Here is a 14,710-nt window from a genome sequence, read left to right as displayed (position 1 = left end):
CTTATCTCCATAAACAAAGAAGAGAGAATTGGATAAAATGACATTTCTCTCTTCTTTATCACTATATTAAATTCTTTCAGATAGCCAACTATTCCACCAATACATTTGGAACAGCATAGTAGTCAGTCACTCCAGATATTATATTATTTTTTCCTATTCTAGTATACATACCTGCAAGTTCTTCATTGTACATGAATAATCCAATTATATGTCCAAACTTACTTACTTTAACTTTTCCATCTTCAAACTCTACAAAATCTCTAGTAAAGGGCACACAGAATTCTTGATAGAGGTAATCTTTGCCCCAGCATTCATCAAGTCTTTTCTTCCATTCATCAAAAGTAAAGTCTCTTCCTGCATAGACCCCTTTAGAAGCATATAAGTCCATTGGTTTTAAAATATAACTATCCTTATTATTTAACACTTCATCGTAAACAGATCTATGACCACTAAACACATCAGTATATGGAATATGCTTATTTATGTATTCCTTTTCTTCTTCTGTAAACATCTTTTGCACATCTTCTTCATGCAATATCTTAAATATTATCTTGTTGTGCATTATCTGAGATTTAATAGGTCCAATGACACAAACGGCTTTGTCTCTATAGGCATTTATAAAGTCTTGAATCTCTTCACTTCTGTCAATAAGCTCTCTAGTAACTATTCTCCTATATACTAAATCTATTTTAATATCCTTATAGTACAAACTCCCCTTAATATATTTTAGCTCTCTAGGATCCGCTATCACTGCATTGTAGCCTCTATTTATATAAGCTTTTTTGAATTCTTCAAACTCATATGGAGTGCCACTTTCGTCAAAATCTACAATAGCCACATTAGGCTTTTCAATATTTGGATTGAACTTATTAAATATTTTAATACTTTCATCCACCCATTTATATATAAGCTCAAAATAAGAAATACTATATTCTTCTTTCATTATTTTCATTGATTCTGTTTCTAAGAGTATTCTTCCTATAGTGTTATCCTCGTTCATAGCAGATGAACCATCAGTATTTAACTCACAAAATTTAAAATTATCTGATCCTCCATAGAATATATCAAACCTTCCTATGGGAACATTCACATCATAACCATGATCAGTTAATATTAAATCCTCTAAGAGCTTTGAATATCCAAACTTCTTTCTGAAGTCAGGTGACTCTTTGTACTTATTTACTACCTTATTAGTTATGGATATCATAGTCTTACCAATGTTCTTAAATATCTCTAAATCTTCTTTTGTAAAAAACATTAGTTGATATAAAAAGGGAACTGGTTTTCCCTTATATATTGCACTAGAATTGGCTACTGCTTCAACTGCTCTTAAATAATCCTTATAAAATCTATTTTCATCGCTTTTTACTATTTCAATATATTTGCTAGTAAGTTTTTCTACATCCACAGCTCATCACCTCAAATAGTTTATTATCTACAAAGCACCATTCTAAAGCTTCCTTTTTACCTAATGAAAGCTTTTCCTTAGTTATCTGGGAAGGAGTCATTTTATTATCTATCATGATTTCTAAAGGTGTTAAATAATCCCTTTCGCTTTGATTAAGAGCTTTCTTTGAAAGACCTATGAGCCATTTTCCTACTTCATGTATTTCTCTATCTTTTAGCCTTGCACTTAATCCTTCATCTATGATATCTACTCTAGCTTTATCAATGTCATACTTGCTTAAAGAATTGACATAATCATAAACAGCGTTTAAGTTGCTCTCATTATACAAGAGACCCTTCAATAGTGCAACGGCTGCAAAGTTTAATGGATAGGGAACTGCATCCATCATTCTTATTTCCATGAATTTCTTTGTCCTCACATCTGGAAAGACCATAGTCATAACATGCTCTAGCTCTTGCAATGAATACTCATCAGGATTAAATAAGTCTTTATATAGAATACTTCCTGTAAATCTAATAGATTTACTGTCATCTATAAATATTGGTGGAAAATTTAAGATATAGTCACTATACTTTTCATATCCAAACGATTCATCAAAGGTTCCTGCTACAATTCCACATCTATCATCATCACAATTTTCCCATATGGTTTTCCTTAAACAATATTTATCTGTCACACGACCTTCAAAAAAAGGTGAATTATCAAACATTGTATATATTACTGGTGAAAGAGCATTGGCAACTTTAAACTTCTTTATATAATCCTCTTCTGAGCCATAGTCTACAGATACTTGAACTGAAGCAGTACCCTTCATCATATTGTGGGCATATTTACCTCTAGATTTAAAGTACTCAAACATATAGTCATATCTCTGCTTTGGTATCATCTTTATATCAGTAATTTTGCTTTCAGGCTGATATCCAGTTGTTATGAGTGTTTGTCCCTTTGCATCCAATATAGGTACTATCTCATCTAAAAAATTTTTATATACTTTTTCAATATCTTCAATATTTTTATATGGTTTAATACTAAGCTCTATTTGGCTACCTGGCTCTAGTGTAATGGTCATAGCTTCTTTTTCTAGCCCTAAAATATGGTCTTTTTCATACTTGCCCTTCCATCCCATTGCTTGAAGCTTCATTAGAGTATCTTCTACACCATCAATTCCATAATATGAAATGGTTTTTAAAGTTTCTTTATCAATTATAAAATGTTCAAATTCTACACCTATACTAAAGTCTTCTTCTTTTTTTTCATTATTTTTAAAATACTTAGTTACTTCCTGTACTTTTCTTTTATAGTCCATCTATTTTCTCCCTGCCTTTGTATGATCTCTAAGTCTATTATACCCATATAACTTCTCTAGAAAACAGCGTAAAAAACCTTATGGTATCATTATACCATAAGGTTCAACATTGTCGTGACAAAGTAAAGGTTTATGTGTAAAGTAAACGACTTATTATTCTAATGACACTGCCTCCTCATCAAAGGTAGCTCCCATTGTAACTGCTAATACTGAATCATTTATTTTAAACTGGTGGTAAAACTGGGGCCTTCATAGGCCATATAATGGCACCTACTGGATCATCTATTTTATCTACTTTATTGCTGCCCATAGTTTTGATTTAATAGCTCTACCATTTCCATTTCTTAAGTCCTCTGTTAGAATAACACATTTAGCTATTAGTTATTTATTGGTCTTTCCGGTTTTATTTTTGGCTTGTTATTTTTCCCAAAATTAGTGAATATCTCTATAATCATAAGCTTCAACTTCTAACCAAAGTATATATTTACATGAAGCACTTGATTTTAACAAATCAAATTGTATTGCGTATTCTGCTTCAGCTGGATGATGACTTGTTTGCCCTTCCCTTGTTATTCTTAAACTTTCATTTGTTACTACTCCACCTGCAGCATAATAATCTCCTCTATATACATCTAATATGTATCTTCTTCCTTATCTGTAAAACAGAGGTTCTTCAAACCTTTTCAACATTTAATTTTCGGAATACTTGATAGATTAAAAAGTTTAGTATCTGGGATCAATTCCTTAAGAAGTATTGAAGCTATAATAAAAAGTCAAGCGCTTAGCACCATTATATATATCTCTTCATCTGGTTATAAAGCATCTGTGCTATGCCCAGTCCATTTTGACCTTTACTTAGTGTAGTGGCTAGTTCTTGGTCATACATGTCTTCAAATATTTCTGTGGCTGTGGTTTTTTCTATTAGTTCACTCTCTGGCACTGTAGACCGCATGGCTTTTAGAAGCATATGTGTGAATATAGCCTCAAACTCCTGACATGCTTTTAATAGTTCCTTGTCATCTTTTTTATTGTTGGCATTTTCTGCTATTTGCTTTATTTTGGTGTCTTTGTATTGATCTGTGTTAATTAGCATGTTTGTACTTGTATCAATTATTGACATAACATCACCACTTTTATCTTCTTATATTATTTGCCATCTGAAGCATTTCATCTGAAACTTGGATTGTTTTAGAGCTTACTTCATAGGCTCTTTGAGCTGTTATCATCTTTACCATTTCTTCTACTACTTGAACATTTGAAGCTTCTAGGTAGTGTTGGACTATTTTACTCTCCATTTCATCCGCTTCTAATGGTATCTCTTCCCCTGAAGCTACTGTTGCGCTGTAAAGATTTTGTCCTTCACTTAAAAGTCCTGCTGGATTCATGAAGTCTACTAGCTTTAGTCTTCCTATTTCTACTATTTCACCATCTTCGTCTGTTGCTGTTATGTAGCCCATATTATCTACTGTTATATCTTTCATGCCATTTTCCATAACTATAGCATCATCTTCTTCACTAAGCACTATATACCCCTCAGATGTCACTAGCGTAGCCTCATCACCATCTACGCTTAGTTTAAAGCTTCCATCTCTAGTATATCTCACTTGGTCATTCGGTAATACTACTGAAAAAAATCCCCTTCCATCTATAGCAAAGTCAAAAGTATTTTGTGTTTCTATAAGGCTTCCATTCCTAAAATCTCTTGTGGTAGCTGTGGGCATGACTCCATGACCTACTTCTAAGTTTACTGGTGCCCCCATGTCATCTTGTAGGTTTGTTCTCTTGATTGTAGCATATAAAAGGTCTTTAAATTCTGCTCTTTGAGTCTTATAGCCGTTTGTGTTTACGTTAGCCAGATTGTTTGAAATCGTGTCTATATTTAGTTGCTGAGACTTCATACCGGTTGCTGCGGTCCAAAGTGATCTAATCATATCATCTACCTCCTTATTCTAAGTCATAGGGACATCCCCCTTAATCTGTAACATAACTTTCTGAGGAATATCCCTGAACCTTCCTTAAATTATATTCTGAATGACGACCTAGCTCCTTCACCTACGCTTAGGATGACAATACTTAATTATAAATTGATTTTATAACTTTTAATTATTTTATACTCTTCCTAGCTCATTTACTACTTTATCCAGCAATTGGTCCTGTGCTTGAATTACTTTTTGATTAGACTCGTAGCTTCTTTGGGCTGTTATCATATTTACCATTTCTTTTATTGTGTTTACATTGGATGTTTCTAAGTAGCCTGATAGTAGAACTCCAGTAAACGGCGTCTCTTCTGGTTCTATATTTTCTAGTATGGTATATAGGTTGTTTCCTTGTTTTCTTAAATATTCTTTGTTGTCAATATCTGCTATATCTAGACTATTTACGACTTGTCCTCCTACTATTATATCACCATTGTCATTGACTTCGAAAGTTCTTTGTCCTAGTACTATAGGACCATTTTGCCCTAATACTGCATATCCTTCCTTAGTTACTAGTTGTCCATTTGCATCTAATGTAAATGATCCATCCCTTGTATAGGCTGTTCCACTTGGAGTCTGTACTTTAAAAAATCCATCTCCCTCTAGTGCAAAGTCTAGCTTGTTTCCTGTTTCTATTATGATGCCTGATGTGTAGTCTACGGCTATCTTGTCAAATCTAACTCCTGTACTTGTAGTACCTATTACGTTAAATGGTGGAAATGTTATTAGATTATCTATTATTTGCCCACCTGATATTACATTACCTCTATTATCTATTTCAATGTTTCTATCTTCCACTCTAATTGGCCCATTGTTACCTAGTACGTAATTCTCGCCATCTGATTTGAGTTCATCATTTGTGTTTTTATAGAATGTTTTAAGATATCCATTATCATCTACTATAAATCTCAAGCTTCTACTATGTCCTATTCCTGCAGGAGTATTTACTCTAAAATATCCTGAATTTATTGTTAGTGAAAAAACATCGCCATTTCTCTCAACATTTACTCCTCTAAATACCCTATGGTTGTCCAAATCTATTCTATCATTAATCTTACTTAGTAATACTTCAGGAAAGGATTCTGATATGACTATATCCTTCTTAAAACCCGTAGTATTCGTATTTGCTAAATTGTTTGATATTACATCTATGGTTTTTTGATTTAATTTCAATGCAGATGCTGCTATGTACATAGAATTATTCATCAAATCATCTCCTATTCATAATTTCTTCTTCTCTGTTCATCAGATAGTACAGTATTCTCTAAGACATCTACCCATTCTAATGATTTTCCTGTACCTACTGCTACACATGATATTGGGTCTTCTGCTATATGTACAGGTATACCTGTACGCCTATTGATTAGTTTGTCCATTCCCCATAGTAGTGAGCCTCCACCTGTCATTACTAGCCCATTGTTCCCTATATCTGCTGCTAGTTCTGGCGGTGTTTTTTCTAAAACTGAATGAACAATGTCTGCTATTGCTGTTACTGGCTCTTGTAATGCTTCCAGCATTTCATCTGATGTAACTAGTATATTTTTAGGAAGTCCTGTGACTAGGTTTCTACCTCTTATTTCCATAGATACTTCCTTATCTCTTGGATAAGCTGTCCCTACATTTATCTTTAATTCTTCTGCACTTCGCTCTCCAATCATTACATTATGCTTCTTTCTTATATATCTAACTATAGCCTCGTCAAACTTATCTCCTGCTATTTTAATTGATTTGCTAACTACTATTCCTCCTAGTGAAATTACTGCCACATCAGTAGTTCCTCCTCCTATATCTACTACCATATGTCCGGTTGGCTCTGTTATATCCAGTCCTGCACCTATGGCTGCAGCTATTGGCTCTTCTATTAAGTAAGTCTTTCTTGCTCCAGCCTGATTACTCGCTTCTAAAACTGCTCTTTTCTCTACTTCTGTAACTCCACTTGGTACGCAAACAATAATTCTAGGTTTAAAAAGCATTCTACCTGCTGCTTTATCTATAAAATATTTAAGCATTCGCTCAGTAACTTCATAGTCAGATATTACCCCATCTCTAAGTGGTCTTATGGCTACTATATTACCAGGGGTTCTCCCAAGCATTCTCCTAGCTTCTTCTCCGACTGCTAGTAGTTTGTTTGTGTTTTTATCTATGGCTACTACCGATGGCTCTTGTAGTACGATTCCTCTACCTTTTATGTATACTAATATACTAGCTGTCCCTAGGTCTATTCCCATGTCGGATCTTAATGAAAAGCCCATTTTCTTAAACACCCTTTCCCTTTTTTAATTAAAAATTAAGAATTAACAATTAAGAGAACTAATTTTTTCATTTTTCAATTCTTAATCCTTAATTTTTAATCATAAATCCTTAACTGCTTTTCTGCGCAATTATCCCTATGAAAGTAATTTCTATATTTTTTCCATAATTCCTCTTTTTTTGTTCAAATAAAACAAAAAATATTACTTCCTATTTGGAAATAATATTTTTTGTTTTGTTAGTATATATAAAGTTGTTTTTATCATCATTAGTTGTTGATTGCTTTGTACTTCATCTTTGTAGCTTTTCCGCCTCTAATGTGTCTCTCGGCTTTATTCATATCTAGTACCTTTTTTACATCACTTGCTACAAGAGGGTTTATCTTAGGGAGACGCTCGGTTACGTCCTTGTGAACGGTGCTCTTACTCACACCAAAAACAATAGCAGTTTGTCGTACTGTAGCATTTTCGCTTATAATATATTTTGCAATTTCTAAGGCTCGTTCCTCTATATAATCTTTCAAATTCTGTTAACCCCCTTTGACGGTATTCTTGAAAATATGAGTCTTTTTAAGTAATACTTATGCACAATAATGCAATATTAGAACTATTGATATTATGCTACTTCCTATTTTTCGGAGATTATTTAAACTTCGGCAAATAATTTTTAGGGTTTACATTTTTTCCATCTTTAATTACTTCAAAATGCAAATGAGGTCCATCTGCCAATTCAATGCCTGCGCCTTTGCCTATTCCACTGATTGCATCTCCCTTTTTAACTTCTTGACCTACAGTTACCATTGCATCTGTGGATAAGCAACCATACTTGGTTTCTAGTCCATTTCCGTGATCTACAGTTATGAGTATTCCATAGTCTGTATCTCTTTCTATTGATTTGATTACTCCATCTAATACTACTTTTACTGCAGCTCCTTCATTTGCTTTTATGTCTATTCCATAATGCGTAGTCCACTGGTCAAGCGTCTTTGAGTACACTAGTGTGCTGTCTGCATAATCCATTGATAGATTTCCTACTGTCGGTTGCCCCATTGTCGTAACTACTAATTCTTCACTTGCAGAATTGCTTTGAGCACTAGTAACCTTTGTCTTTTGTTCTTCTGGAGTCTCTGCTCCTTTGTCTTCTGTATCTTGGGTTAGCTCTTTGTCTGTTTCTTCAGACTTTGTTTCTTCTGATTCTTTTTCATCTATTTCTATTAATGTGACATCTTTACTTTCTTCTTCCTCTTCTAAGTTTTCAATGTCATCATAATAGCCCTCTGCAAATTGTAGATAATCAAGGCTTTGTAGGTTATTTGCTTTGTCAAAATTATTTTTTGATACCCATACTGCAGTAGTGGTTACTATGCATATGCAAATAAATAAGATTACATAAAAACCATCTTTGTCTGTAATAGACCTCGTTCTCCTCGTGACCTTATTAATTATTGGATTTCTAATTTTATTATTGCCTTCACTATTTTCTGGTCCTTTATTAAACTCGTCCATAAGCCTCACCTCCATTAGATATTGTGACCAATTATAGAAAATTAATACATGCGTTAGGAAAAAATTTATAAAAAAAGAAATAGTTAATAGAGTAGGACTTTCATAGTCATTTACTTCTATCAACTATTTCTCTGGATCAATAAAATATACAAGCTTCCAATGAACTCGAAGCTATATGTTAAGTAATCCTCAATGTTTAATTTTCAATTGTACCTCATTACTTCCACTCCTAAATAATAATGTTTTAGTATTTCCTCATAGCTACTGCCATTCTTAGCCATGGCATTGGCTCCCCATTGGCTCATACCTACTCCATGCCCATTGCCTAAAGTTTCTATTTCTATACTATCTCCTATAAGATTAATTTTAAAATTAGTTGAATTTAAATTAAAAGCTGCTCTAAAGTCTCTGCCTTCTATGATCTTATCTCCTATCATTAACTTCTTTATTCTACCTGTTTCACTTTTATCTGCTACTTTGATTACTTGAGTTATATTTTTCTTTGTAATTTCAATATCAGGCACCATTTCTTGAATTTTTTTGACAAAATCGTTAAAAGACATAGTGAAACTTGATTTGAATTTTGGTGAACTTTCTTCGTTTGGACTTGATACAGACCTTAAATAGGGCTTTGCTGTAGCAAATACATTTTCTGAATCCTCTGTCATACCACCACTTGATGAGTGATACATAGCATCTATTAATTCTCCTTCAAATGTTACTACCATACCCTTCGTCTCATCTACAGCCTGTTGTATTTTAGGCCAATATTCTGTTACCCAATCTTGACCATGTACTTGGCCAAGTTCTTCTAATGTCAAATATGCTTGACAATGAACACCTGTGCAAAGAGGGGCTGTTATATGGTCGATATGTCCTTCTGCGAATCTTTCCACCCTAGCCAATGCATATGTTCTAGCTGCTATGGCTTGTGCTTTTAATGCTTCAATGTGAAATGCTGCTGGCATTTCAGCAGCTACTACCCCCTTTAAATATTCTTCAAGTTCCATTTCCTCTGTATCACCTGTTTTTGTGTTGTATACTTTTATTAACTCCTCACCTGCTATGATTTTTTGCTGAGCATTTTTTATTGGTTTTTCTTCTCTATCTGGATTACAGCCTTTTACTAGAAATAGTGGTAGCAATATAGTCATGAAAAGAATAAAGATTACATATACAGCAAAGTTTTTCATGAGTGTTATCCCCCTGTTTTATGATTTATGAATGGCAGTTAAATCATCCTTACTGTCCTACTTAAATACTATGCTTGTAGGATAAGCTATATGAAAAAAATTGAGTCAAAAAAAACGAGGTTGCCCTCGTTTTTTAGTTCCCTGGTATTAGTATTTTTTGTCCTGGGAATATTAGATGTGGATTTTTTAAGCTGTTGAACTCAGCTAATTTTTCCCAAGTTGTTCCGAATTGTCTTGCTATTCTCCATAGAACATCTCCAGACTTTACTACATATGTTTGTGTAGTAGCTGCTGCTGGTTCTTCTACTACAGGTTCTTCTGCTGCTGGTTCTTCTACTACAGGTTCTTCTACTGCTGGTTGTTCCACTAAAGGCTCTTCTACAACTGGTTCCTCTACTGCGGCTTCTTCAGTAGTAGCTATTGGTGTAGAAAGCTTAGTCTTTAATGTTTCAATTTGCGCCTCTGTCATTCCACCTGCTAAAAGGAAGCTCTTAGCACCTGTTGCAAGGTCAACATTTTCTAAGTCTTCAGAGCCTGCTATAAACTTAAGCATTGCAATTACGTCCTCAGTGATTATATTGTATTTATCAGTGCCTTTTTCAACTCCAAAATAGTTGATATAGCTTTGCATATAGTCTTCTACTATTTCATCCTTTGATGCACCCATTAAAGCTTCAACTAGTGCTGCAAAAAATCCTGCCCTATCTTTACCTTCTGTACAATGGAAATGATATGGTCCTTCATTTTCTGACATGAATACAAGTCCTTTGATAATACTTTCCTTAAACTCAGGGCTTGTATATGCTAATCCCATATTTAAAGGTAATACTTTATTATTTTTATAAAGCTCTGCATAGTATGGTGATGCAAAGTCTTCTGCTACTAAATGGTTTTCAATATTCTCAACAGAATCTGCTAGATTAACAACTGTATTTACTTTAGCTTCTTTAATAAGTTTATCTGAATATGCTGCACGCCCAAGCTCGTTATTTATTGGACTTGAACTACGGTAAAGAACTCCTTCAGCAATATTGCCAACTACAATATTACGGAAGTTAGCAAATTCTACATCAGTTGAATAGTCTTCACGGTTGTTTGTACGTTCTAGCTTACGAATTTCATATTGAACTTGGTACTCTGCAGGATTAGTAAGCATGATAGTTACTTTATCGCCAACTTCTACATTAGCTATTTCATTTAGCTTTCCATAGTTAATACATACACCGACATTTGTATGTCCTGGATATGCACGAACTAGTGGCGCACCACTATCTACATAGTATCCATCTAAATATGGTGCTTCAAGTACAAAACCATTATCAAATATAGCTGTTACCATGTCCCCATATTTAAAGCCTAGCTTATTAAAATCTTCGATTAATAAATCTGTTTTTGCATGGCCATACTTTTCTATTTCTATAACATTTGCTTCTATACTTGGACTCTTATATATGGAGTCTACTGAGAGCTTTTCTTTAATAGCCGCTATTTCTTTCTCTGTTAAGCCAATTCTCTTAAGGTAGTTCTCTGCAGCTTTTACAAAATCAACTTTAGAAATATCTGCTCCTTTTTCTAATTGAGCAACAACTGTGGTCATGGAAGCAATAATATTGCTTTCTGCTACTGCTTTATATTGTTCACTATCTTTTTCAAGTTTATAATAGTTTTCATATGTAATCATATAGTCATTCACTATTTCATCTATACTTGCTCCCATAAGAGCCTCTAATAATGCACTTACAAATCCTGCACGATCTTTACCTTCATTACAGTGAATTAGATAAGGGCCATCATTTTTTATTAGGAAACGAAGGCCTTCAGCCAACTTGTTTCCAAAATCTTCTTCTGCTACTGCAACTCCCATATTTAGAGTTATAACATTACCTGCATCATAAAGTGATTTATAGTATTCAGAGTTAAAATCATCTGCTGATACATAACTATTAATTTCTTCTTTTGAATCAGCAAGGTTAAGTACTGTCTTTATACCCACAGCTTCAGCTAGTCCGTTAGCATACGCTGCACGAGCTATTTCATTGTTTATAGGGCTACTACTTCTGTATAAAACTGCTGGCTTGATTCCAGTAGTTGTTATACTGCGGAAATTAGCATATATTGAATCTGTAGCATAATCAGAGCGTAGATTTGTACGTGTTAATTGACGAAGTAAGTACTCTGATATATAGCCTTGTTTTTCTAATAGAGAAAACGTTACTTTGTCACCTACATTTACATTGTATGTAGTTGCAAAGTTTCCCATATTAATGGCAACAACAAGTAAGTTGTTTTTTTGATCATCACGTACTACTAAACTTCCTGTATCTACATCGCTATAGGATGTGCAGAAAGGAATCTCTAAAATATTTTCACCTACTGTTACTTTTAGGATATCACCTAACTCATAGCCTGCATCATATAGAAGTTTAGGTTCAATATCCATTGTAAGATTACCGTATTTTTGAATCTCAGTAACAGTGCCTACTACTTCATTATAGGTGTCTTGTGCCATAGCTGTCATGGATACTGAAAATACCATAACAAAGACTAAAAATAGTGATAATAGCTTTTTAGATTGTCTCATAGTTTTCCTCCCAACATTTTATTTGTACATACATATAGTCTATTCTATACAAGTCCAAAAAATCCTTCTAATTCTACAAATTGCATCATATTTCGTCTAAATATGATTATTTTCTATCTTGATTAAAGAGCTTTAGTCTTAGTTAGTGAAGTTTTTACCGTCCTTATTAATATAACAAAGGGCGACAACTGTGGTCGCCCTACAAAATTAATTCGCTGGTATCAGTATTTTTTGTCCTGGGAATATTAGATGTGGATTTTTTAAGCTGTTGAATTCAGCTAGTTTTTCCCAAGTTGTTCCAAACTGTCTTGCTATTCTCCATAAAACATCTCCTGCTTTTACTACATATGTTTGTGTAGTAGCTACTGCTGGTTCTTCTGCTACGGGTTCTTTCTCTTTTGGTTCTTCTGCTTTTGGTTCTTCAACTGCTGGTTCCTCTACTGCAGACTCTTCTGTACTTGGTATTTCTATTCCATGCTCTTTTAATAATTCTGCTGGAATTTTTCCTTCTGCTGCTAGGTCAAATACGTTCATTGGTTTAACATTAGGAGTTCTGCCATCAGCTGAAGGCTCTATATTGATATTACCTGCTTTAATTTCTTGTATTATATAATCTCTTAATGGATGATTTAAATCTGCACCTATTATGCTCCAGTTATTATCTACCTCTGGATCTATTGTTCCTTTTTCTGAAATATATTCTGCAATGTATGTTCTTAGTGATTTTGGATCAGAATTAAAGTAAGGTTCCCCACTAATAATTCCCATTCCTTTTAGCCCGTCATACCTGTAGTTGTTTATAGCTAATTTAATCACATCATCATCTTTTACTTCGTTTCCATTTAGTTTAAGGTTTACTATTCTCTCGCCTGCAGGTTTAGATATATCTATGTTATATTCTACACCAGCAAACACGTCATAGTTATACGCTCTGATATTTGGATTAAAGCTTATAGTTACATCTCCAGGCCTATATGTGTTATAGTATGCTGCTGACCATTCCATGTAAGCCTTAAGCTCTGCTCCAGTTACTTCAACTCCTATTAGAGTGTTTGGATATTTGTAAATATTAAATATATCTGCAAAGTTTAATTCACCCTTTTTAAGATTTGAATCTGTTTTGAATAATGCAGCTGCTGAAACATCTGCACCAGTAGCTTTCAGTTGCACTGTATTAATTATATCCATTACGGCTGTATCTCTTATTTGACCTTCTGGAATACCAGGAACCTCAGGCTCTGGGTGGAAGTCATCAGTAGCAACTCCTATTATTTCCTTTAGAAAATCTAATGTTGATTCATGATATTCTTTAGCACATTCTTTAAGTTCTTCAGAAGAAGAATAATCTGCCACTGGTATTAGAGATGGTGTTCTTTCTATTACCTTCCACTCATCTCCTTCTTTTTGGAGTGTTAAATCTATTCTTATTACATTTAATCCTGTATCCACTGATGCTCCAACTGCTGTATTTCCTATTACCTCATGTAAGTTAATATGGTCATGTCCTATTATTAGTGCATCTATTTCTGGATTTTTTTCAATTAGTACTCTTACAGAGTCTCCACCATCTGGATAGCCTCCTTCAAGCCCTGCATGAGCTGTACCTACAATTATATCAACTTTCTCTTCTTCTTTTAGAATCTTAATGTACTTTTTAGCTTCTTCTGCCATACTTTTGAATTCTAATTCTGTTACTTTATCTTTATCCCAAACTTGTACATTTGGATGTGTAAATCCTAATATACCTACTTTTACTCCAGCTACTTCTTTAATAGCATATGGTTCTACAAAACTTGTTCCATCTTTTTTATATATATTAGCTGAGAGGATTGGGAATTCAGCTTCTTTAACAGCTTTTTCTATTAAACTTAATCCAAAGTTAAACTCATGATTCCCAAGTGTCATTGAATCATAACCCATGAAATTCATCACAGCTATAACTGGATTAGGATCTTCTATCTTAGTTTTATTATATAGGTCGTCTGTAAGTATTGTACCCTGTAATGTGTCTCCATTATCCAAAAGTAAAGTATTTGGATTTTCTTCTCTAACCTTTTGTACTACTGAATAGATTCTTGCTAATCCTAATGGTTTCTCTGCTGCATCTTCATAAGACCAGTCATAAATATTTCCATGAATATCTGTTGTGCCTAAAATAGTAATCTTTATAGTGTTTTCTTCGTTAGCTATAGCTGGTGTTACAAAAATACCTAGTAATAATGAAAAGGTTACCATTAAGCTAAAAAGCTTTTTTGTTTTAAAGTTCATTTTTTTACCTCCCTTTACCTTAATAAATTTTACATACACTATAGTCTATTCTAAGCAAGTCCAAAAAATCCTTCTAATTTTGTTAATAATATTAGTTTTTAGATATATATACCTAAGTTTCATCTTAAATAATATATTAAAAGCTTCGTACGTGAAGTTTTTAATGTCGTAGCTCTTTTGTAATTCTTAATTGTCTTCAAAGCTCTTAATTCTTCATCAATAA

11 protein-coding genes are annotated in these 14,710 nt (G+C 33.6%); all 11 read right to left on the bottom strand.

The features are described 5' to 3' along the window. Positions 1 to 88 precede the first annotated feature (88 nt). The 11 genes from DW1_RS01300 to DW1_RS01250 all read right to left on the bottom strand — a co-directional run bounded on the left by DW1_RS01300 (position 89) and on the right by DW1_RS01250 (position 14,487). Positions 89 to 1,408, bottom strand: a complete 1,320-nt coding sequence (locus DW1_RS01300) for a glutathionylspermidine synthase family protein (protein ID WP_074348820.1) — start codon at positions 1,406 to 1,408, stop codon at positions 89 to 91. After that, positions 1,386 to 2,714: a glutamate--cysteine ligase gene (locus tag DW1_RS01295; RefSeq protein WP_074348818.1), complete on the bottom strand. Its 1,329-nt coding sequence runs from the start codon at positions 2,712 to 2,714 to the stop codon at positions 1,386 to 1,388. The genes DW1_RS01300 and DW1_RS01295 overlap by 23 nt, the downstream gene beginning before the upstream one ends. Positions 2,715 to 3,504: 790 nt before the next feature. Then, positions 3,505 to 3,834, bottom strand: a complete 330-nt coding sequence (locus tag DW1_RS01290) for a rod-binding protein (protein WP_083605456.1) — start codon at positions 3,832 to 3,834, stop codon at positions 3,505 to 3,507. A 13-nt stretch (positions 3,835 to 3,847) separates the two neighbouring features. Next, positions 3,848 to 4,645, bottom strand: a complete 798-nt coding sequence (gene flgG / locus DW1_RS01285) for a flagellar basal-body rod protein FlgG (protein WP_074348816.1) — start codon at positions 4,643 to 4,645, stop codon at positions 3,848 to 3,850. A 177-nt stretch (positions 4,646 to 4,822) separates the two neighbouring features. Next, on the bottom strand, positions 4,823 to 5,896 hold the full coding sequence (locus DW1_RS01280; RefSeq protein ID WP_074348815.1) for a flagellar hook-basal body protein: 1,074 nt from the start codon (positions 5,894 to 5,896) through the stop codon (positions 4,823 to 4,825). An 11-nt stretch (positions 5,897 to 5,907) separates the two neighbouring features. Then, the gene (locus DW1_RS01275; RefSeq protein WP_074348813.1) at positions 5,908 to 6,942 is read right to left on the bottom strand and encodes a rod shape-determining protein; all 1,035 of its coding nucleotides are present in this window, start codon (positions 6,940 to 6,942) and stop codon (positions 5,908 to 5,910) included. 266 nt (positions 6,943 to 7,208) lie between these two features. Beyond that, positions 7,209 to 7,463 carry a sporulation transcriptional regulator SpoIIID gene (gene spoIIID, locus DW1_RS01270; RefSeq protein ID WP_074348811.1) on the bottom strand — a complete coding sequence of 85 codons (255 nt, stop codon included), beginning with the start codon at positions 7,461 to 7,463 and terminating at the stop codon, positions 7,209 to 7,211. 118 nt (positions 7,464 to 7,581) lie between these two features. Continuing rightward, positions 7,582 to 8,445, bottom strand: a complete 864-nt coding sequence (locus tag DW1_RS01265) for a M23 family metallopeptidase (RefSeq protein ID WP_074348810.1) — start codon at positions 8,443 to 8,445, stop codon at positions 7,582 to 7,584. A 203-nt stretch (positions 8,446 to 8,648) separates the two neighbouring features. Continuing rightward, positions 8,649 to 9,638, bottom strand: coding sequence for a stage II sporulation protein D (gene spoIID, locus DW1_RS01260; RefSeq protein WP_074348808.1), 990 nt, complete (start codon positions 9,636 to 9,638; stop codon positions 8,649 to 8,651). 133 nt (positions 9,639 to 9,771) lie between these two features. After that, positions 9,772 to 12,219: a tyrosine-protein phosphatase gene (locus tag DW1_RS01255; protein WP_074348806.1), complete on the bottom strand. Its 2,448-nt coding sequence runs from the start codon at positions 12,217 to 12,219 to the stop codon at positions 9,772 to 9,774. A 207-nt stretch (positions 12,220 to 12,426) separates the two neighbouring features. Continuing rightward, a complete protein-coding gene (locus DW1_RS01250; protein ID WP_074348804.1) occupies positions 12,427 to 14,487 on the bottom strand; it encodes a 5'-nucleotidase C-terminal domain-containing protein in 2,061 nt (686 codons plus the stop codon). Positions 14,488 to 14,710 lie beyond the last annotated feature (223 nt).

This window comes from Proteiniborus sp. DW1 (genome assembly GCF_900095305.1).
GTDB lineage: Bacteria > Bacillota > Clostridia > Tissierellales > Proteiniboraceae > Proteiniborus.
The sequence above is the reverse complement of the archived record's forward strand: the minus strand, read 5'-3'. Positions and strand labels throughout refer to the sequence as shown.